General features: G+C 66.3%; 18 protein-coding genes. 12 read left to right on the forward strand and 6 right to left on the reverse strand.

From position 1 onward, the window contains the following. Positions 1–85: 85 nt before the first annotated feature. Entirely contained in the window at positions 86–859 is a 774-nt protein-coding gene (locus AB4879_RS13060) for an IclR family transcriptional regulator (protein ID WP_370507913.1), read from the reverse strand. Positions 860–1,023: 164 nt separating this feature from the next. On the opposite strand from AB4879_RS13060, the gene AB4879_RS13065 reads away from it, so the two are divergent. The 9 genes from AB4879_RS13065 (at position 1,024) to AB4879_RS13105 (ending at position 11,558) form a co-directional block, all read left to right on the forward strand. Further along, on the forward strand, positions 1,024–1,983 hold the full coding sequence (locus AB4879_RS13065) for a hypothetical protein (RefSeq protein WP_370507914.1): 960 nt from the start codon (positions 1,024–1,026) through the stop codon (positions 1,981–1,983). An 8-nt stretch (positions 1,984–1,991) separates the two neighbouring features. Beyond that, positions 1,992–2,939 carry an acetaldehyde dehydrogenase (acetylating) gene (locus AB4879_RS13070; protein ID WP_370507915.1) on the forward strand — a complete coding sequence of 316 codons (948 nt, stop codon included), beginning with the start codon at positions 1,992–1,994 and terminating at the stop codon, positions 2,937–2,939. Beyond that, on the forward strand, positions 2,936–3,940 hold the full coding sequence (gene dmpG, locus AB4879_RS13075) for a 4-hydroxy-2-oxovalerate aldolase (RefSeq protein WP_370507916.1): 1,005 nt from the start codon (positions 2,936–2,938) through the stop codon (positions 3,938–3,940). The genes AB4879_RS13070 and dmpG overlap by 4 nt, the downstream gene beginning before the upstream one ends. 101 nt (positions 3,941–4,041) lie before the next feature. Then, positions 4,042–5,586: an APC family permease gene (locus AB4879_RS13080; protein WP_370507917.1), complete on the forward strand. Its 1,545-nt coding sequence runs from the start codon at positions 4,042–4,044 to the stop codon at positions 5,584–5,586. Positions 5,587–5,666: 80 nt separating this feature from the next. Beyond that, positions 5,667–6,314 (forward strand): TetR/AcrR family transcriptional regulator, encoded by a 648-nt coding sequence (locus AB4879_RS13085; RefSeq protein ID WP_370507918.1) that lies wholly within the window; start codon positions 5,667–5,669, stop codon positions 6,312–6,314. Then, positions 6,311–7,747 (forward strand): aminobutyraldehyde dehydrogenase, encoded by a 1,437-nt coding sequence (locus AB4879_RS13090; protein ID WP_370507919.1) that lies wholly within the window; start codon positions 6,311–6,313, stop codon positions 7,745–7,747. The genes AB4879_RS13085 and AB4879_RS13090 overlap by 4 nt, the downstream gene beginning before the upstream one ends. A 1-nt stretch (position 7,748) precedes the next feature. Then, complete coding sequence (locus tag AB4879_RS13095; protein WP_370507920.1) at positions 7,749–8,075, forward strand: hypothetical protein; 327 nt, start codon at positions 7,749–7,751, stop codon at positions 8,073–8,075. Position 8,076: 1 nt separating this feature from the next. Continuing rightward, positions 8,077–9,798: a phytoene desaturase family protein gene (locus AB4879_RS13100; protein ID WP_370507921.1), complete on the forward strand. Its 1,722-nt coding sequence runs from the start codon at positions 8,077–8,079 to the stop codon at positions 9,796–9,798. 8 nt (positions 9,799–9,806) lie between these two features. After that, on the forward strand, positions 9,807–11,558 hold the full coding sequence (locus tag AB4879_RS13105; RefSeq protein WP_370507922.1) for a dihydroxy-acid dehydratase: 1,752 nt from the start codon (positions 9,807–9,809) through the stop codon (positions 11,556–11,558). A gap of 55 nt (positions 11,559–11,613) precedes the next feature. Here the strand turns inward: AB4879_RS13105 and AB4879_RS13110 are convergent, their stop codons facing one another. Continuing rightward, on the reverse strand, positions 11,614–12,216 hold the full coding sequence (locus tag AB4879_RS13110; RefSeq protein ID WP_370507923.1) for a TetR family transcriptional regulator: 603 nt from the start codon (positions 12,214–12,216) through the stop codon (positions 11,614–11,616). A gap of 88 nt (positions 12,217–12,304) precedes the next feature. Between AB4879_RS13110 and AB4879_RS13115 the strand changes: the two genes are divergently transcribed. Genes AB4879_RS13115 through AB4879_RS13125 form a run of 3 tightly spaced genes read left to right on the forward strand, consistent with a single transcriptional unit; the run spans position 12,305 to position 15,366 of the window. Continuing rightward, positions 12,305–14,059 (forward strand): CocE/NonD family hydrolase, encoded by a 1,755-nt coding sequence (locus tag AB4879_RS13115; RefSeq protein ID WP_370507924.1) that lies wholly within the window; start codon positions 12,305–12,307, stop codon positions 14,057–14,059. A 21-nt stretch (positions 14,060–14,080) separates the two neighbouring features. Then, positions 14,081–14,461: a carboxymuconolactone decarboxylase family protein gene (locus tag AB4879_RS13120; protein WP_036345540.1), complete on the forward strand. Its 381-nt coding sequence runs from the start codon at positions 14,081–14,083 to the stop codon at positions 14,459–14,461. A gap of 8 nt (positions 14,462–14,469) precedes the next feature. Beyond that, entirely contained in the window at positions 14,470–15,366 is an 897-nt protein-coding gene (locus AB4879_RS13125) for an NAD(P)-dependent oxidoreductase (RefSeq protein WP_370508309.1), read from the forward strand. 272 nt (positions 15,367–15,638) lie between these two features. On the opposite strand, the gene pdxT is transcribed toward AB4879_RS13125, so the two are convergent. From pdxT to AB4879_RS13145, 4 genes are all read right to left on the reverse strand, one after another. Next, positions 15,639–16,232, reverse strand: a complete 594-nt coding sequence (gene pdxT / locus AB4879_RS13130; RefSeq protein WP_370507925.1) for a pyridoxal 5'-phosphate synthase glutaminase subunit PdxT — start codon at positions 16,230–16,232, stop codon at positions 15,639–15,641. Next, positions 16,229–17,071, reverse strand: coding sequence for an acyl-CoA thioesterase II (tesB, locus tag AB4879_RS13135; RefSeq protein ID WP_036338322.1), 843 nt, complete (start codon positions 17,069–17,071; stop codon positions 16,229–16,231). Before tesB ends, pdxT begins: the two co-directional genes overlap by 4 nt. A 5-nt stretch (positions 17,072–17,076) precedes the next feature. After that, the gene (gene pdxS, locus AB4879_RS13140; protein WP_036338325.1) at positions 17,077–18,003 is read right to left on the reverse strand and encodes a pyridoxal 5'-phosphate synthase lyase subunit PdxS; all 927 of its coding nucleotides are present in this window, start codon (positions 18,001–18,003) and stop codon (positions 17,077–17,079) included. Positions 18,004–18,068: 65 nt separating this feature from the next. After that, a complete protein-coding gene (locus AB4879_RS13145; RefSeq protein ID WP_199189838.1) occupies positions 18,069–19,043 on the reverse strand; it encodes an NUDIX domain-containing protein in 975 nt (324 codons plus the stop codon). Positions 19,044–19,061 lie beyond the last annotated feature (18 nt).

Raw genomic sequence — 19,061 nt, forward strand, 5'->3', positions numbered from 1 at the left:
CGTACTGTCCGTTCTGCCGTAACCCGACGAGTCTACTGGCCGGGGCCGATCGCCAGTTCGGTCGTCGGCACATCGCCGGGTTGTGTCACGGGATCTTGGCCGCGATCTCGGCGGCGGCGGCCACGACTTGCCTGCCGGCGTGGTCGAGGCTCTCCGGTGTCAGCCGGTGGGTCAGGAAGCTGACACTGAGCGCGTACTGGGAGGGCTTACCCGATGCCGTCGGGATCGCTGCCGCCACGCAGGTGAGTTCGTCTTCAGCCTCTTCACGATCGATCGCGAAGCCCCGCGCGCGGATGTCTTTGATCTCGGCGGCCATCTGTTTCATCGACGTGATGGTGTGCGCGGTGAACGCCGTCAGGCCTGCGGCCGACACGATGTCGCGCCACTCGCTGTCGGGCATCGACGCCAGCAGGGCCTTGCCCAGCGCCGAGGCATGCCACGGGTCGACCTGTCCGACTTCGGTGACCTTCTTCAGCGCACGCCGCCCCTCGACGGCCTCGATGACGACCACGGAGCGGTCCTTGCGGACGGCGAAGTTCACGGTCTCGTTGAACTCCAGCAGCAACCGCTCCATGGTCGGCAGGATGGCCTCTGACGGCACCTGTCCGGAATAGGCGCGACGGCCCAGTCGGAAGATCTGCCAGCCGAGCCGGTATTGGGTCGCATCGAACCGCTCGATGTAGCCCAGCGCCGTCAACGTGTTTAGGTAGCGCAGGACGGTCGCTTCGTTAAGCCCTGTGCCCTTTGCGATTTCGGTGAGATTCGCCGATTCGGCGTCGGCCACGGCTTCGAGAATCCTGACCGTCCGTTCGACGCCGATCAGATTCGAACCTTTGTCGGAAGCCCCCTGAGATTTCACTCAGTGAATGTTACCAGTGCCCAGTGAAGGTGAACTCCAACAACCCAATTCTGCCGCCAGCGGTTGACAGCGAACCATCGCCGGGATAATTTTTCATTTGTCGAAACCAGTTATTCACTGAGTGAAATTTTGTCGCCCTCGGGCGGCCACCCGAAGGAGACGTGATGTCCACCGCAGCAGCAGGCAACGGTTCGAAGGTCGACGGGGCCGCCATCCTGGCGGCGCAGGGACTCCTGCCGGCCGACGACTACGCCCTGACGCCGTCACCCAAGAGGTTCGACGACGGCGGCAGCTACCGCCTCGAGGTATCCGGCGTCGAGCGCCTCACGACGTTGGAGGCGCTGCTCGACGAGTCGGAGAAGCAGAACGTCTTCATCAATCGCATCGTCGCCTTCGGTGGCGGCTCGACACTGCTGAGCACCGGTGAATTGCATGATGTGGCAACACTTTCCGCTGAGAACGGCATCGAGCTGATCGCCGTGCCCGGTCCGCGCACCGGATGGGACCTCGGACGCCAGGCGTTGACCACCGAGGGGCAGGCCGGCGGCCGGCGAGTCCGCGGGCTCGACAACGTGCGCTACCTGCTCGACGACTACCTGCGGATGTTCGCCGCCGGCATCCGCGGTGTGCTGGTGTGGGACGAAGGCGTTCTCGACATCCTCAACAAGGCGCGCGACGCGGGACACATTCCGGCCGACGCCAAGTTCAAGATCTCTGTCTACGCCGGACACGCGAACCCGGCGTCGATCCGGATCCTCCAGGACCTGGGCGCCGACAGTGTGAATCCGGTGGGCGACCTGACCCGCCCGATGCTTGCCGCGATCCGGGGCAACGTCGACATCCCGCTGGATGTGTGGGCCGAGACCTTCGAGTCCTTCGGTGGGATGAACCGACTGTGGGAGACCGGCGCTATCGCACAGGTGGCCGCCCCGGTGTACTTCAAGATCGAGCCCGGCGAATCCGAAGCGGTGATGTACAACGGCTGGATCGAGCCCGAATACCACGAGCGTCTGGTCCGCCACAAGGTCCGGCACGCGGCGATCATCAACGAACTGGTCGCCTCCACGGCGCCGGACGTAACGGTGTCACCCCAGCCCGCACTGTCCCCCGTCCTGGCGAATTGAGCCCGCGCATGGCACGGCGCAAGGCCGCGATCATCGGGTCCGGCAACATCGGCACCGATCTGATGATCAAGGTGCAGCGGCGATCTGGACTGCTCGACGTGGTGGCGATGGCCGGAATCGATGCGGGCAGTGACGGATTGGCGCGGGCAACGGCACGCGGTGTCGCGGTGACGGCGGACGGGGTGGACGGATTGCTCGCCATGGATGTGTTCGACGACCTGGCGGTGATCTTCGATGCCACCAGCGCCGGGGCTCACCGGGCCAACGACATCAAACTCGAGCCGACCGGCGTACCGATCGTCGATCTCACCCCCGCCGCGGTCGGGCCGTTCGTGGTGCCCGCGGTGAACCTGTCCGAGCTCACCGGGCGGCGCAACGTGAACATGGTGACGTGCGGCGGGCAGGCGACGATCCCGATCGTCGCGGCTCTGTCCGGAGTCACCGAGGTGCACTACGCCGAGATCGTCGCGTCGATCGCGTCCCGCTCGGCGGGCCCCGGTACCCGGGCCAACATCGACGAGTTCACCGTCACGACCGCGCGTGCCATCGAAGCGGTGGGCGGCGCGGGCCGCGGCAAGGCGATCATCGTTCTCAATCCCGCCGAGCCACCGATGATCATGCGCGACACCGTCGCCGCGCTGGTATCCCCCGCCGATGCCCGGGTGATCGGAGATGCGGTGATCGCCATGGTCGACGCCGTAAGGGAGTACGTCCCCGGTTACCGGCTGAAGCAAGAGGTCCGGGTGGCGCCGGTGCCGCGTGGGGATTCTCGAAGGCGCTTGGCCGGCACCGCCGCCGGTGAGCTTCTGCACGTCACGGTGTTCCTTGAGGTCGAGGGCGCCGCCGACTACCTGCCTGCCTACGCGGGCAACCTCGACATCATGACCTCGACCGCCGTCCGGGTCGGCGAAGGCCTCGCGCTCCATTCGCCCGTGCTGCAGGGGTCCGGTCGATGACATCACCGATTTATGTCCAGGACGTCACGCTGCGCGACGGCATGCACGCGCTGAGTCATGAACTCGACACGGCCGATGTTCGGCGGATCGCCCGCGCACTCGACGCGGCCGGGGTCGACGCCATCGAGGTGGCGCACGGAGACGGGCTCGCAGGCGGCAGCCTGACCTACGGCGCCGGGTCGCACACCGATGCCGAATGGATCTCCGCCGCAGCCGATGTCGTCAACTCCGCACGACTGACCACCTTGTTGCTGCCGGGCATCGGAACGCTGGACGACCTTCGCGCCGCCGTGGACCTCGGTGTCACTTCGGTACGGATCGCCACCCACTGCACCGAGGCCGACATCGGCATCCAGCACATCGCGACGGCGCGCGATCTCGGCATCGATGTGGCCGGATTTCTGATGATGTCACACATGATCAGCGCCGAAGGTCTTGCGGCCCAAGCGAAGATCATGCAGGACTCGGGCGCGACATGCGTGTACGTGACCGACTCGGGCGGGCGACTGACCATGTCAGGCGTCGCCGAGCGCGTGCGCGCATACCGCGACGTGCTCAGCGACACCACCGAAATCGGCATCCACGCCCACCACAACCTGGCTCTGGGCGTGGCGAACTCGCTCGTCGCCGTCGAAGAAGGGGGGCGGCGTGTCGACGCGTCACTCACCGGCCTCGGTGCCGGCGCAGGGAACTGCCCGCTGGAAGTCTTCGTCGCCGTCGCCGAGCTGAACGGATGGGATCACGGGTGCGATGTGTTCGCGCTGATGGACGCCGCCGACGACATCGTCCGTCCGCTGCACCGGCGACCGCTGCGGATCGACCGTGAAACCCTCACACTCGGTTACGCGGGCGTGTACTCGAGCTTCCTGTTGCACGCCGAGCGAATCGGTGCCGAACTCGACGTCGAGCCACGCGCCCTCCTGGTGGAGGCGGGACGCCGGGCGATGGTCGGCGGCCAAGAAGACCTGCTCATCGATCTCGCTCTGGAGATGAGGAGGTAAGCAGGACAGCCGCGTACCGGCTCGAACACCGTTCCCGCAGAGCAGCTGAACGGAAGGTCACCACACCCGTACCATCAACCCACTTTGCACAAGGGATAGTCATGACCAACATAACCCAATCATTGGAACCGCCCGAAGGTCGCATACCCCATCCGCGTCAGCCGGATTCCGCGCCGCCGGAGCGGGGGCGCAATCACGGCCTGAAGAAGGACACCCTCGGCGTTCCCAGCATATTCTTCTACATCATCGCCGCCGCATCACCGTTGACGGTGGTCGTGGCGTTGTATCCCATCATCATTGGGTCCGGCAACGGGATCGGCATGCCGGGCGCGTTCGTCATCGCCGCGGTGGTGCTGATGATCTTCGCCGTCGGTTACGTGGCGATGAGCAAACATGTGACCAACGCAGGCGCGTTCTACGCCTATGTGACCCTGGGTTTGGGGCGCATCCCCGGACTGGGTTCGGCGTTCCTGGCGATCTTCGCCTACAACGCCATCCAGGCCGGCCTCTACGGCGGGTTCGGTTACTACGCAGGCGAATTGTTCAACGCCAAGTTCGGCACACATCTGCCGTGGTGGCTATTCGCCGGGATCGCCCTGGTGCTGTGCCTGGGCCTCGGCATCCAGGGAGTGCACTCCGGCGCCAGGGTTCTCGGTGTCTTCATGAGCCTCGAGGTCACGATGATCACCGTGCTCAGCGTGTGCAGCCTTTTCGGCGGGACCGTACAGGTATCGCACTTTTCCTTCGAGCCGTTCAGCCCGTCGGTGGTGCTCGCCGGTTCCCTCGGCGTGGCACTGATGTTCGCGCACGCGTCATTCATCGGATTCGAGGGATCGGCGATCTACGGTGAGGAGGCACGCGATCCGGCGCGCACGATTCCCCGGGCAACGTATCTGTCGATCGCATTCATGGGCACGCTCTACGCCGTGTCCGGGTGGCTCATCATGAACGCGCTCGGCCTCGATAACGTCGTGGGCATCGCCCAGCAGTCCGGTGGCGACTTCATCTTCGTGGCCAGCGACACGATCATCGGTCACAACATCTCGCTGGTGTTCCAGATCCTGATCATCACAGCGTTGTTCGCCGCGATCGTCACCTTCCACAACAACGTGGCGCGCTACACGTTCTCGCTAGGCCGGCAGGGGCTGATCTGGAAGCCGCTGGGCTGGACCCTTCCGAACCGGCAGACCCCCTGGGTTGCCTCGGTCGTGCAGACCCTGACCATCGGCGTGGTCGTGGCGTTGTTCGCGATCTTCGATCAGGATCCGTTCGCCGGGCTGTTCACTTGGGCGACCGGCATCGGCACGATCGGCGTCATCTTGTCGCAGCTCGTGGCGGCCGTCGCGATCTTCGTGTTCTTCCGAAAGTCTGATGTCGACAAGCGCAGGTGGAACACCTTCGTCGCACCGATACTGGCGATCATCGGACTCGGCGGATTCTTCGCCCTCACCCTGGACAGTCTGGACATCCTCCTCGGCGCCCAGGGTGGCATGGCGGCGCTCATGCTCTCTCTGGTCTTTGTGGCGCTCGGCGCAGGCATGCTGTACGGGTTATACCTGCGACTCGCGGCTCCCGAACGCTACGCCGGGCTCGGGCGCGCTCTCAACGAGCGTGAACTGGCCGACCCCGCGCCCGAAGCACTCTAGCCACAACCATGCCGACTCAAAGATCCAGCGCTACATTTGTACCCGCAGATAAGTACAAATGTTCTTATAAGCGAGGAAGCATGACTCAGACCCCCCGGCGCACGCGTCGTCACGACCCCGACCGTCGACAACGCATCGTCGATGCCGCACTCCAGGTGCTGGCCACCGACGGCGTCGCCGGCATCACTCACCGGGCGATCGGCACCGCGGCCGATGTGCCACTCGGCTCGATCACCTACCACTTCGCCAATCTCGCCGACATCATCGACGTGGCCTTCGAGACTCACGTGGCGAGGCTCGCAGACCGGTTCGCGGACAGGTTGGCGTCGTGTGATTCCCCCGGCGATGTCATCGAATGCATCGTCGTGGCGGTCACCGACGACTTGGCGGCCCACCCCAACGAACTGGCGATCACCTACGAACTCTACGGAGACGCCGTTCGCCGGGCCCGCACCAAACAAGTGACCCAGCACTGGATGACGCTGGCCGAAGAAGCACTGGCACAGCACTTTCCGCAGCCAACCGCACGGCTTCTCGACGTCGTCGTCGAAGGCTTGATGGTTCACATGTCCATTGCCCAACAACAGATCTCGAAAGCCGAAGTCCGCGCACTGCTCACCGTTGCCGCGCACGCGGGCCAGACCGCCTACGAGTCCGGCACCGACCTCGGCGTCGAGGTGGATGCCGATCACCGATTCGTCAAACCCACACCGCAGGAGAAGAAATGACATTCCACCGCCAGATGTTCATCGACGGCACCTGGACCGACGCCTCGGACGGCGCGGTCGACACCGTACCCGCCCCCGCGACCGGAGAGGCCTTCGCTGAAACCGCGCATGGCACAGTCGCTGACGTCGACCGTGCCGTCGCCGCCGCCGAAGCGGCCTTCCCAGGTTGGGCACGCACACCGGTGGGCGAACGAGCCCGGGCGTTCCTGACATTGGCCGATCGCGTCGAGGCCGACCTGTCCACCCTGGCTGAGATCGAGTCACGCAACGTCGGCAAGCCGATCGGGCTGGCACTGGAAGAAATGGGGATGATCGCCGATCATCTTCGGTTCTTCGCGGGCGCCGCCCGGTCCGTGGAAGGCCGGGCCGCCACCGAGTACGTCCGCGGCAAGACCAGCATCATCCGTCGCGACCCGCTCGGCGTCGTCGGATCGGTCGCACCGTGGAACTATCCGCTTCTGATGGCGATCTGGAAGATTTCACCCGCGCTGATGACCGGAAACACCCTGGTACTCAAGCCCTCCGAGCACACCCCATTCTCGGTTCTGCGATTGGCCGAGTTGGCCCAAGATCTCTTCCCGGCCGGCGTGCTCAACATCGTGACCGGGCACGGCGGTGACGTCGGAGCCAGCCTGGTCGCCCACCCGCGAGTACGGATGTCCTCGTTGACCGGCTCGGTGGCGACCGGCCGCGCACTGATGCACGCATCTGCCGACTCCAACCTCAAGCGTCTGCACCTCGAACTCGGTGGCAAGGCGCCCGTGTTGGTCTTCGCCGACGCCGACGTCGCGCTGGCTGTGGACAAGATCATGGAAGGCGCGTTCTGCAACTCCGGGCAGGACTGTATGGCGGCCTCCCGGGTCTACGTCCACGAGTCCCTGCACGACGAGTTGGTCGCCGGTCTGGAGAAGGCAGTCACCACATTGGATCTCGGCGACCTCGCCGACGAGAACACGGCGATGGGTCCGGTAATCACGGCCGCACACCGGGACCGGGTCGAGGGCTTCGTCGAACGTGCGAAAGCCACCGGCCACACCGAGCTCATCCAGGGCGCCAATCCGGGTGTCGGGTTCTACACCGCACCGACCGTGGTGGTCGGAGCACGGCAGGGAGACGAGATCATCGCCAAAGAGGTCTTCGGTCCCGTGACGTCGGTGACGACCTTCGGCGATGACGACGACGTCGTCGCATGGGCCAACGACACCGAATATGGTTTGGCGGCATCGGTGTTCACCAACGATCTCGGTCGAGCGATGGATGTCACCGCTGATCTGCAGTTCGGCACGGTCTGGGTCAACGACCACCTGCCCGTCACCCCGGAGATGCCCCACGGTGGCTTCAAGCAATCCGGCAACGGCAAGGACATGTCGATCTACGCCCTCGAGGAGTACACCGAGATCAAGCATGTGATGATCAGCCGGGCGGGTGCCTGACATGGGGGCGGTCAGCGCCGTCAACATGTTCTCGCTGCGGCCCGGTGTCACCGCGGCCCAATTCGAGGCGTTCTCCACCGAACTGGACCAGCCCACCTGCCTGTCTTTCGACGTCGTCGAAAGCTTCCAGGTCTATCTGGTCGAAGGGCAGGGACACCAGGTCGACGTCGTCGAAGTCATGACCGTGCGGTCGTGGCCTGAATGGGAGTCGTTACGCGACAACGCACCCGAATTCGAGCCCGTGCTCCGGCGATTTGCAGAACTGGTCGAACTGGACAGCGTCACAACGCTGTTCACCCGTCACGTACCCCCCAACGAGGAGAACTGAGATGCCGACATCCCCCGACTACGACGTCATCGTGATCGGCGCCGGCCACAACGGTCTCGTCACCGCCAACTATCTCGCCAGAGCGGGCAAACGTGTACTGGTGCTCGAAGCCCGCGACGTGGTGGGCGGGGCGTGCGTGACCGAAGAACTCATACCCGGTTCGAAATGGTCGTCGTGTGCGTTCATCGCAGGGCTGTTGCGCCCCGAGATCATCACCGAACTCGAACTGAGCCGGTTCGGCCTCGAGCTCTATCAGGGTGATGCCCTGTCGTTCAGCCTGTTTCGCGACGGGAGCTCGATCACCATGTGGAAGGAGACCGACCGCACGCTGCGCGAGATCGAGAAGCTCAATAAGCGTGATGCGCAGGCATTTATCGACTTCGGTCTGCAGCTGCAGAAGTTCGCGGGGCTGGTGACGCCCTGGCTGTTGAAGTCGCCACCGGAACGCTCCGAGGTGCTGGCCGCCTTCGAGGCCGCCGGCGAGCAGAAGCTGTTCGACGAGTTCACCCTGATCTCGGTGCGCGACCTCCTCGACCGACACTTCGAGGACGAGCGACTCAAGAGCATGCTGACGTTCTTCGGCATGGTCTCGATTTACGGCGGTCCGTCATCACCGGGTACCGCGTACACCTACGGCCACCATTCCTGGGGCGAATTCAACGGCAATTTCGGTCAATTCGGGATGGCCCGCGGCGGTATGGGGGCGATCAGCGAGGCGCTGGCCGCCGGCGCGCGGCACTACGGCGCGACGATCCGGACGTCAGCTCCGGTAGCGAAGGTAATCGTCGAGAAGGGAGCGGCGACCGGTGTTCGGCTGCGGGACGGTTCGGTGATCACCGGGTCCCAGATCTTCTCCAACGCCGACCCCAAGCGTTCGCTACTGCGCTTGCTCGAGCCCGGGGTGCTGTCACCGAAGCTGCTGCGCCAGGTAGAGAACATCGACACCCGCGGTTCGATGGCCCGCATCCACCTGCTGATCGACGAACTGCCGCAATATCTTCCGTTCCCCGACGCCAGCGAAGGCCCGCAGCACCACGGCCATCAGCTGCTCGGCGCCAGCCGCGAAGCGTTTGAGGTGGCGTTCGAGGCACAGCGTCGCGGCACCTTCCCGAGCACCTTCGTGATCGAGGCCGTCATCCAGTCGGTCACCGACGACTCGCTGGCACCCAAGGGCCAGCACACCATGACCCTGGGCATTCAGCAGCTGCCGTCGGAGCTCACCGGCACCACGTGGGCGGCCGAGAAGGAGCGGTGGGCCGACCTGGTGCTGGAGGATCTGTTCAGCTACGCGCCGAACCTGCGGGATCACATTCTCGATCGGGTGATCATCACTCCGGATGACCTGGACAACGAGTACCTGATCACCGACGGCAACATCTTTCACGGAAGCATGATGCTCGACCAACTTTTCGGAGCGCGCCCGTTGCCGGAGTTGGCCGATTACCGCACGCCGGTGCGCAACTACTACTTGTGTGGTGTCGGTACCCATCCCGGCGGCGGGGTGATGGGCGCCAGCGGACACAACGCCGCCAAGGTCGCTCTCGACGACGCCGACGGTGTGACGCCGTCGTCCCGGGTCCTGACCAACGGGCATCGCACCCCGTGGCAGCAACGGCTGATCGGCGGATTGATGTCCACCAAGTCGGGACGCTGGCTCAGCTACCAGGCTGCCCGGCAACCGGCGATGCGCAAGATCACCGCCTACGCCGCGCGGGTCCGTTGAGCTGACCGATGACCAGTTCACCGCGCCGGCTCAAGAGCGCCAAATGGTTCGCGGGCCAGAATGTTCCGGGGTTCGTGCACCGCTCGGCCATGCGGGCATCAGGGTTCTCCCGAATGGCGATCGACGGCCGCCCGATCGTCGGCATCTGTAACTCGTGGTCGGAAGTCGTCAACTGCAACATGCACTTTCGGGGGATGGCGGATTCGGTTCGGCGTGGCGTGTTGGCGGCGGGCGGCTATCCGCTCGAGTTCCCGACCATCTCGCTCGGTGAGCAGTTGATGAAGCCGACGACGATGCTGTTCCGCAACCTGATGGCGATGGATGTCGAGGAGTCCATCCGGGCATATCCGTTCGACGCGGTTGTGCTGCTGGGCGGTTGTGACAAAACGGTGCCCGCCCAGTTGATGGGAGCGACAAGCGCCGACGTCCCGGCGATCGTGCTCACCGGTGGGCCGGCGTCCCCGGCAGTGTTCAACGGGAAGCAACTCGGGGTGGGCACCGATCTGTGGAGGTACATCGACGAGGTCCGGGCCGGTCGGATGTCCATGTCGGAATACGACCGGCTGGAGTCGGCGGCCGGACCCTCGCGAGGACATTGTCCGGAGATGGGCACCGCGTCGACGATGGCCACCCTGGTCGAGGGACTGGGAATGACGCTGCCGGGCGCGGCGGCCGTACCGGCCATGGATTCCCGGCGGCTCCAGGTCGCCGAAATGGTCGGTGCCCGAGCGGTGGAGCTGGCCACCGAAGGGTTACGGCCATCGCAGGTACTCACCCGCGAAGCCTTCGACAACGCCATAACGCTGATGCTGGCGGTCGGCGGGTCGACGAACGCGGTCGTGCATCTGCTTGCGCTGGCGGGGCGGGCCGGTGTCGAACTGTCGCTTGACCGATTTCACGAGTTGTCCGCCCGCACCCCGCTGGTGGTCAACGTGCGCCCCGCCGGCCAGCACCTGGTCGAACAGGTCTTCCATGCCGGCGGAATTCCCGCCGTCATGAAGGCAATCGAGCCGCTGCTGCACACCGGGGCGTTGACGGTCACCGGCAAGACCGTCGCCGACAACCTGCCCGAGCAGCCCGGCACGGATTCGACCGTGATCGCCGATCTGAGCACGCCGTTCCAACCGCCCCAAGGACTCGCAGTGGTCCGGGGAAATCTCGCACCGAACGGGGCCGTGATCAAGTCCAGTGCCGCGACCCCGGATCTGTTGGTGCACAGCGGTCCGGCGGTCGTGTTCGACAACATGGCCGACATGATGCGCCGCTTTGACGATCCCGACCTAGAAGTGACCGCGGAGTCGGTTCTGGTGCTGCGCGGCGCCGGCCCCCAGGGAGCACCCGGAATGCCGGAATGGGGGCAGCTGCCCATCCCCAGCAAGCTGCTGGCGCAGGGAGTCACCGACATGGTCCGGATCTCCGATGCCCGGATGAGCGGAACCGCCTACGGCACTTGCGTTCTGCATGTGAGCCCGGAATCGGTGGCGGGCGGCCCGCTGGCCCTGGTACGGGACGGCGACCTGATCACGCTCGACGCACCCGCCGGCCGGCTCGACGTCCTGCTCACCGATGCCCAACTGACCCAGCGACGTCGGGAACTCCCCGATTCACCTGCACCGCAACGCCGTGGCTATACAGCCCTCTACATCGAGCGGGTGCTTCAGGCCGACCGGGGATGCGACTTCGACTTCCTGGTCGGCCGGTCTGAGAATCCCGCCAACGAACCGGATGCCATCTTCGACGGATGGGTGGGCGGCTGGTGAACGGCTCACGGCGGGGCTCAGCGTCATCGCGACGCACCTGCCGACGCTCGGCGCGCTACGTCCCCAGGTCTGCGTCGACGTAGCGCTGCAGGTTCGGTGCAACGGCGGCGACGATCTCGTCGTCGCTCATCGAGGCCAGCGGTTCGATCTGCCACACGTAGCGCATCATCGCCAAGCCCATGATCTGCGACGAGATCAAACCGCTGCGTTTGCGCCGGTCCGCCTCGTCGGCACCGAGTTGAGACACCCCCATCAGCTGACCTTCGACCACCCTGCGCAGCTTCTCGCGGGTGCTCGGCTCGTGCGCGGCGGTCTGCAGCACCGCCCGCAACACCGGGCCGATCTCGTCGTCGGCCCACGCGCCCAGCATCAGCCGCAGCAGCGCGGTCCCGAGCTGTGGCACCGGCGTTGTCCAGGTCCGCGCCACGCTCTCCAGCCAGCGCTGCGGCGGATTCGTGGCCGCATCCAGCAGACCTTCCTTGGACCCGAAATAGTGGTAGACCAGCGCCGGGTCGACGTCGGCCGCCCGGGCGACCGCCCGGATCGTCGTGCCCGCCGATCCGTGCTGAGCGAACTCGGCGCGCGCGGCGTCGACAATCCGGCCGGCCAGCACCCCCTTCTCGTCTCGGGGTCCCGGTGCCGTGGCTTTCTTCGCCATCCGCATCACCTCGAATGTTTCATATTGCGTTGAGACTAGTTTCATCGTAGCGTGAAACTAGTCTCAACAGGACGTGAAAAGGATTCGGATGACTTCCACCAGTGTTTCCGGCATCGAACCGGGCCAGCGCACGCTCAACGGGCCGCAGACCACCGGCCGGGACTACCGCAACCTGAGCAGGCCGGACCACCACATCACCACCGACACCAACATCGCGGTCCCGATGCGCGACGGTGTCACCCTGCTCGCCGACGTGCACCGCCCCGACGGCCCATCCGCTCAGGGGGCGCGCTTCCCCGCGCTGATCGCCGTGTCGCCCTATCCGCGCCAGATCCAGGACCTCGGTGCCCCAGCCGGTTTCATCGAAGCCGGCGCCACCGACTTCTGGGTGCCGCGCGGCTACACCCACGTCATCGCCAACCTGCGCGGCACCGGCGGATCCGGCGGAACCTTCGGATTCTTCGACGGCCAGGAGCGCCGCGACCTGTACGACCTCGTGGAATGGGTGGCGGCACAACCCTGGTGCGACGGGAACGTCGGGATGATCGGTATCAGCTATTTCGCGATGACCCAGCTGGAGGCCGCGGTCGAGCGCCCGCCGCACCTCAAGGCGATCTTCCCGGTGGCCGTCACCGCGGACCTCTACGAAGGCGCGGTGCATCACGGGCTGCTGAGCGCCTCGTTCATCACGCCGTTCCTGTCGATGCTCGGACTCACCGCGGCCCGCAGCGACACGTTCTGGCGCAGCCGACCGATGGGAGCGGCACGCTGGGTGCTCAACACCCCGCGGCTGCACCACAAGTTCGCGACGATGAACGGCGAGGCGGCCGTGACGATGATGCGCGGGCTGCTCAAACTGCCGCACGACCCGCACCCGTGGGACGAGCTGTGGCTCGACGCTGCGGTCAAGCATCCCACCCGCGACGCCTGGTGGGACGAACGCAACCTGTTGCCACTGCTCGAAAAGGTAGATATCCCAGTTTATTTGGGCTGCGACTGGCAGAACGTCCCGCTACACCTGCCGTCGACGTTCACCAGTTACGCCGGGCTGACGAACAGCCCGTGCGTGCGCATCGGGATGCTCGGCGAGTACGGACTGACCTGGCCGTGGGAAAGCCTGCACATCGAAGCGCTGGCCTGGTACGACCATTGGCTCAAGGGCCGCGACACCGGCATCCTCGACGGTCCGGCCGTTCGTTATGTCCTGCCGGGCGCCGACGAGTGGCGCACGTGCGAATCCTGGCCGCCGGCAAGCACCGTCCGCGAACTGGCGCTGCGCGCCGACGGCATCCTCGACGATGACGAAGGCAGCCCCGGCGCGTGTGAGTTCATGGCGCTCGGCGGGGGGCTCGGCCGGGCCAAGCCCAGTCCGATCGATCCCCCGTCGGCGCTGACCTGGATCAGCCGGCCACTGACCGCGCCCGTCGAGGTCGTCGGCGACATCGAGTTGCGGTTGACCGCCAGCGCCACCGCCGCCGACACCGCGTGGATCGTCACGCTCTCCGACGTCTCCCCCGACGGCGAGACGGAACCGGTGACCGCAGGCTGGCTGCGGGCGAGCCTGCGCGAGGTGGACGAGGCCGGCAGCCGGCCGGGTGCACCGATGCTGCCGTGCCGCCGTCCGCAGGCAGTACCCGTCGGTGACGACGTCGAGTACCGGATCCCCCTGGTGCCCAACGCCCGCCGCTTCGGCACGGGTCACCGCATCCAGATCACGATCACCAGTGACGACCAGGATCCGGACACCCCGGCGATCATGAACTTCCGGCATGCCAGCGTCGGCACCAGCAGCCTCAACATCGTGCGGTCGTCATCGCGGTTGGTGCTGCCCATCCTCACCTGACCCGGTGCGATCATGGACGCCATGGACCAGGCAACATACGACAAGGGACGACAGATCCGCGCCGCGGTGCTCGGCGAGGAGTACGTCGCCAACGCCGAGCGGCAGGCCGACGACTTCAGCAAACCGCTGCAGGATCTGCTCACCGAGTACTGCTGGGGTGCGGTGTGGGGCCGAGAGGAACTCCCGCTCAAGACCCGCAGCATGCTCAACCTGGCGATGATCTCGGTGCTGAACCGCCCCCACGAGCTGAAAACCCATGTGCGCGGGGCACTCACCAACGGGGTCACCCGCGAGGAGATTCGCGAGATCCTGCTTCAGGTGGCGATCTACGCAGGCGCGCCCGCAGCCGTCGACGGCTTCCGGGTCGCCCGAGAGGCCTTCGCCGAACTCGACGCTCAGTGAGCCATCTCATGGACCTCGGCTTCATCGGCTTGGGCAACATGGGCCTGCCGATCGCGACCCGCCTGATCGAGGCCGGCCACCCGCTGGTGGTCTTCGACACCCGCCCGGACATCGTCGCCCGGGCGGTCGATCTGGGCGCCCAGGCCGCCTCCTCCCCCCGTGACGTCGCCGACCGCGCCGAGACCGTACTGGCGAGCCTGCCGTCGGTGCTTGCCTCCCGTGAGGTCGCGGTCGGCACGGACGGCGTGATCGAAGGACGCCGCGTCGAACGGTTCATCGACCTGTCGACCGTGGGCAGCACTGCCGCTCAACAGATCCAGACGCAGCTGGCCCAACGCGGTATCGCGATGCTCGACAGTCCGGTCAGTGGCGGTGTCGGCGGCGCCGCCAAAGGGACACTGACGCTGATGGTTTCGGGCCCGCGCGACCAGTTCGAGATCGTCGAGCCGATACTGGCCCGGCTCGGCACGCCGTTTTTCGTCGACACCAAACCCGGTGCGGGCCAGACGATGAAGCTGGTGAACAACCTGCTGGCCGCCACCGCGCTGGCCGCCACCTCGGAGGTGGTGGTGATGGGCGTCAAGGCCGGGCTGGACCCGTCGGTGATGATCGAGGTGATCAACGCCGGATCGGGAGCCACCAACGCCAGCCGTGACAAGTTCCCGAAGTCGATTCTGCCGCGCAGCTTCGACTACGGGTTCGCCACCGGCCTGATGGTGAAGGACGTCCGGCTCTATCTGGAGGAGGCCGAGGCGTTGGGCCTACCCACCGAGGTGGCCGCGGCCGTCGGCCGATTGTGGGAACTGGTCATGCGCGAAGAGGGGCCCGAGTCCGACTTCACCGCAGCGATCAAGCCCATCGAGGCGGCTGCGGGCGTGATTGTGGACGGACGACCCAGCGGCTAGCTACAGCGCACGCCACCAGCTGATCGGCCGTTCCGCAGCCGGGTTACTCTGCCACGCCGGGCGCCACAGACCCGCCGTCGATTTCGGGCCATGCTGTTCGAGTACTTGATGAATCCGCCGAATCACCCAAGTGCGTGACATCATCACCACCTCCTACCGCCGCGCGCCGAGACACTGAGTATGGGCATCTCGCCCGGCACAGCGGGACTTCCCAGGTTGACGTCGTCTAAACGTCGCGCGACGAATTGGCTGTAGACAGAGTGGTCATGCCGTCAGGCGCGGTGGGCGACCATGTCCACAAACAGCTTGTGCACCCGCCTGTCACCGGTCATTTCAGGGTGGAAAGCGGTGGCGAGCACCCGGCCCTGCCGGACCGCCACTATGTGGTCGCCGGCACGCGCCAGGACCTGGACGTCGGGCCCCACCCGTTCCACCCACGGCGCCCGGATGAACACCGCATGGGCGGGGCCGTCGAGACCGTCAAAGTCGATGTCACCCTCGAAAGAATCGACCTGGCGGCCGAAAGCGTTGCGCCGCACCGTCATATCGATGCCGCCCAGAGGAACGGCCGCACGCCCCTCGGCGCCGGCGTCGAGGATCTCGGTGGCCAGCAGGATCATCCCCGCACACGAACCGTAGGCCGGCATCCCGTCGGCCAGCCGCGTGCGCAGCGGCTCCAGCAGTTCGAATTCGCGCAGCAGGTGACTCATCGTGGTCGACTCACCGCCCGGGATGACCAGGGCGTCGACGACGTCGAGCTCGCTCGCGCGGCGCACGGTGGAGGCTTCGGCACCGGCCTCGCGCAGGGCAGCCAGGTGTTCGCGGGTGTCGCCTTGCAAGGCCAGCACGCCGACGCGGAGACTCATGGCCCGGCGTACCCGCGCTTGTAGCGGGTCAGCCCCTCCTGCATGACCGCCGCGACCATCTCGCCGTACTGGTTGAAGATCTTGCCCTGGGTCAGCGACCGGCCACCGCACGACGACGGCGACGACTGGTCGTAGAGCAGCCACTCGTCGGCCCGGAACGGCCGCATGAACCACATCGCGTGGTCCAGCGACGCGACCATCAGGTGTTTGCGTTCCTCGACGTGGTTGACCTGCGCCGAGCCGAGCAGCGTGAGATCGCTCATGTAGGCCAGCGCGCAGATGTGCAACACCGAATCGTCAGGCAGCGGGTCCTTGTGCTTGAACCACACCTGCTGCTGAGATGCCTTGCCGGGCAGCCGGGTCACCTGATCGCGCGGGACCATGCGGACGTCCCACTCCTCGAACTGGGCGAATCCCGCCTCGTCGAACACACCGCCCTTGGAGATGAAGCCGGGCAGGTCGTCAGGCGGCGGCGCGGCGGGCATCTCGTCCTGATGCTCGATGCCGCTCTGGTCGGTCTGGAACGACGCCGACATCGAGAAGATCGTCTCGCCGTGCTGGACGGCGTTGACCCGGCGGGTGACGAACGAGCCGCCGTCGCGCAGCGCCTCGACCAGATACACCGCTGGCGCGGTGGCGTCGCCCGGCCGCAGGAAGTACCCGTGCAGCGAGTGCACCTGGAACTTGGGGTCGACGGTGCGCACCGCCGACACCAGCGACTGACCGGCCACGTGACCGCCGAATGTGCGCTGGAGGAAACCGGATTCGGGACTGAACACCCGGCCGCGATAGATGTTGACCTCGAGCTGCTCCAGATCGAGGATCTCTTCGATTGCCACGTGGTTTACCAGCCGCGTTCGGCGAGCCGGTGCGGCTGTGCGATGTCCTCCACGTTGATGCCGACCATCGCCTCACCCAGCCCGCGCGACACCTTGGCCAACACGTCGGGATCGTCGTAGAAGGTGGTGGCCTTGACGATGGCCGCCGCCCGAGCGGCTGGGTCGCCGGATTTGAAGATGCCCGAGCCCACGAACACGCCCTCGGCGCCGAGCTGCATCATCATCGCCGCGTCCGCGGGGGTGGCGATGCCGCCTGCGGTGAACAGGGTGACCGGCAACTTGCCCGCTCGCGCCACCTCGGCCACCAGCTCGTAGGGCGCCTGCAATTCCTTTGCCGCGACGAACAATTCGTCCTCCGACAGCGAAGTCAGTCGACGGATCTCGCCGCCGATCTTGCGCATGTGCGTCGTGGCGTTGGAGACGTCACCGGTGCCGGCCTCACCCTTGGAGCGAATCATCGCCGCACCCTCGGTGAGCCGGCGCAGCGCCTCGCCCAGATTGGTGGCACCGCACACGAACGGCACGGTGAACTTCCACTTGTCGATGTGGTTCGTATAGTCGGCCGGGGTCAGCACCTCGGACTCGTCGACGTAGTCCACGCCGAGGCTCTGCAGGATCTGCGCCTCCACGAAGTGCCCGATGCGCGCCTTGGCCATCACCGGAATCGTGACCGCGGAGATGATGCCCTCGATCATGTCGGGGTCGCTCATCCGCGACACCCCGCCCTGAGCGCGGATGTCGGCGGGCACGCGCTCCAGCGCCATGACCGCCACGGCGCCTGCGCCCTCGGCGATGCGGGCCTGCTCGGGCGTGACGACGTCCATGATGACGCCGCCCTTGAGCATCTCCGCCATGCCCCGCTTGACCCGAGCGGTACCCGTCTGCGCGCTGGCCGAGCCGTTGGATCCAGCCGCGTTGGCTCCGGTTTCCACTGTTAGTCCCTTCGTTTGATACGGATCCAGTCTAAAGGGCGATTCCAAACTGAATTTTTCGCACCTCAGTGGATCGGGTGCAACTCTCTGTGCGGACCACCACGGCCGTCTGCCAGCGAGTTTGCCTCCTCCAGCAGTTCCCCGAGCTGCAGCGGATACACCCGCTGCCCGCTCGCGGCCAGCTGATCGATCGTGCTGGAGTCACACCATCTGTGGCCGTGAATGTACCGCAGCTCCAGCGGGGTCCGCCCCGCCGCGGTCGGTTCGAAGCGGACGGTGCGGTGCACGAAGTAGAACTCCTGGCTGGCGATGACGGTGCCGTTGAAATCGATGAGCGACTCCCGCCGCCACACCGGCCCCACCATCGCGTCCGGGTCGACGCGCAGCCCGGTCTCCTCGAGGATCTCCCGGACCGCGGCATCGACCAGCCGTTCGCCGGGCAGTGCCTGCCCGCCGACGGTGAACCACCACCGAGGCGCCTCCCCGCCGGTGAAGGCCGGGTCGGATCCGCAGAACAACAGCACCGCACCCTGATCGTCGAGCAGGACCACCCGTGCCGAGGTGCGGCGATCCACCTGACCGGCACCATCCGGGGTGGCTTCGGGAACGCGCTCGGCGATCTCGAAGTACGTCGGCAGCGGTGCGGTACCGGCCAGCCGCAACCACCGGACCGGACGCCGTTCGCGCAACGCCAGGGTGTCGCGCACGGCGTCGTTGTGGAATCGGCGGGCCAGCAGAACCCGGGCCTCCGCGTCGGCGAGTTCGGCGACCAGCGACGCCGGCATCGACGTCGGATCGACCATCGCCAACGCGGCCGACAGCTCGTTCTCGGCGGCTTCGCGACCGCTTCGGGGAGCCCGCTCGGCGGCATCGGCCAGCGCCGCGAGCCGCTTGCCTTCGGGTCGTCCGCGATAGGTGTCGGCGGCCACCGCGCGGGCCACCACCGCGCGCCGGGCCAGCGCCCCGTCGAGCGCCTGCCAGGACAGGTCGTAGCGGATGTGGAGGCGGTCCAGCCGGCTGGCGGTCTGCAGGGCCAGCATGGCGCTGACCACCAGCAC

The sequence above is a fragment of the Mycobacterium sp. SA01 genome (assembly GCF_041287105.1).
In the GTDB taxonomy this organism is placed as follows: domain Bacteria; phylum Actinomycetota; class Actinomycetes; order Mycobacteriales; family Mycobacteriaceae; genus Mycobacterium.

What these genes read in the sequence shown, in the direction of transcription:
- AB4879_RS13065 (WP_370507914.1), top strand. Translation starts at nt 1,024, where the DNA reads ATGTCCACCGCAGCAGCAGGCAACGGTTCGAAGGTCGACGGGGCCGCC.
- AB4879_RS13090 (WP_370507919.1), top strand. Translation starts at nt 6,311, where the DNA reads ATGACATTCCACCGCCAGATGTTCATCGACGGCACCTGGACCGACGCC.
- AB4879_RS13080 (WP_370507917.1), top strand. Translation starts at nt 4,042, where the DNA reads ATGACCAACATAACCCAATCATTGGAACCGCCCGAAGGTCGCATACCC.
- AB4879_RS13095 (WP_370507920.1), top strand. Translation starts at nt 7,749, where the DNA reads ATGGGGGCGGTCAGCGCCGTCAACATGTTCTCGCTGCGGCCCGGTGTC.
- AB4879_RS13100 (WP_370507921.1), top strand. Translation starts at nt 8,077, where the DNA reads ATGCCGACATCCCCCGACTACGACGTCATCGTGATCGGCGCCGGCCAC.
- AB4879_RS13125 (WP_370508309.1), top strand. Translation starts at nt 14,470, where the DNA reads ATGGACCTCGGCTTCATCGGCTTGGGCAACATGGGCCTGCCGATCGCG.
- AB4879_RS13120 (WP_036345540.1), top strand. Translation starts at nt 14,081, where the DNA reads ATGGACCAGGCAACATACGACAAGGGACGACAGATCCGCGCCGCGGTG.
- AB4879_RS13085 (WP_370507918.1), top strand. Translation starts at nt 5,667, where the DNA reads ATGACTCAGACCCCCCGGCGCACGCGTCGTCACGACCCCGACCGTCGA.
- AB4879_RS13115 (WP_370507924.1), top strand. Translation starts at nt 12,305, where the DNA reads ATGACTTCCACCAGTGTTTCCGGCATCGAACCGGGCCAGCGCACGCTC.
- AB4879_RS13070 (WP_370507915.1), top strand. Translation starts at nt 1,992, where the DNA reads ATGGCACGGCGCAAGGCCGCGATCATCGGGTCCGGCAACATCGGCACC.
- AB4879_RS13105 (WP_370507922.1), top strand. Translation starts at nt 9,807, where the DNA reads ATGACCAGTTCACCGCGCCGGCTCAAGAGCGCCAAATGGTTCGCGGGC.
- dmpG (WP_370507916.1), top strand. Translation starts at nt 2,936, where the DNA reads ATGACATCACCGATTTATGTCCAGGACGTCACGCTGCGCGACGGCATG.
- AB4879_RS13145 (WP_199189838.1), bottom strand. Translation starts at nt 19,043, where the DNA reads ATGCTGGCCCTGCAGACCGCCAGCCGGCTGGACCGCCTCCACATCCGC.
- AB4879_RS13110 (WP_370507923.1), bottom strand. Translation starts at nt 12,216, where the DNA reads ATGGCGAAGAAAGCCACGGCACCGGGACCCCGAGACGAGAAGGGGGTG.
- pdxT (WP_370507925.1), bottom strand. Translation starts at nt 16,232, where the DNA reads ATGAGTCTCCGCGTCGGCGTGCTGGCCTTGCAAGGCGACACCCGCGAA.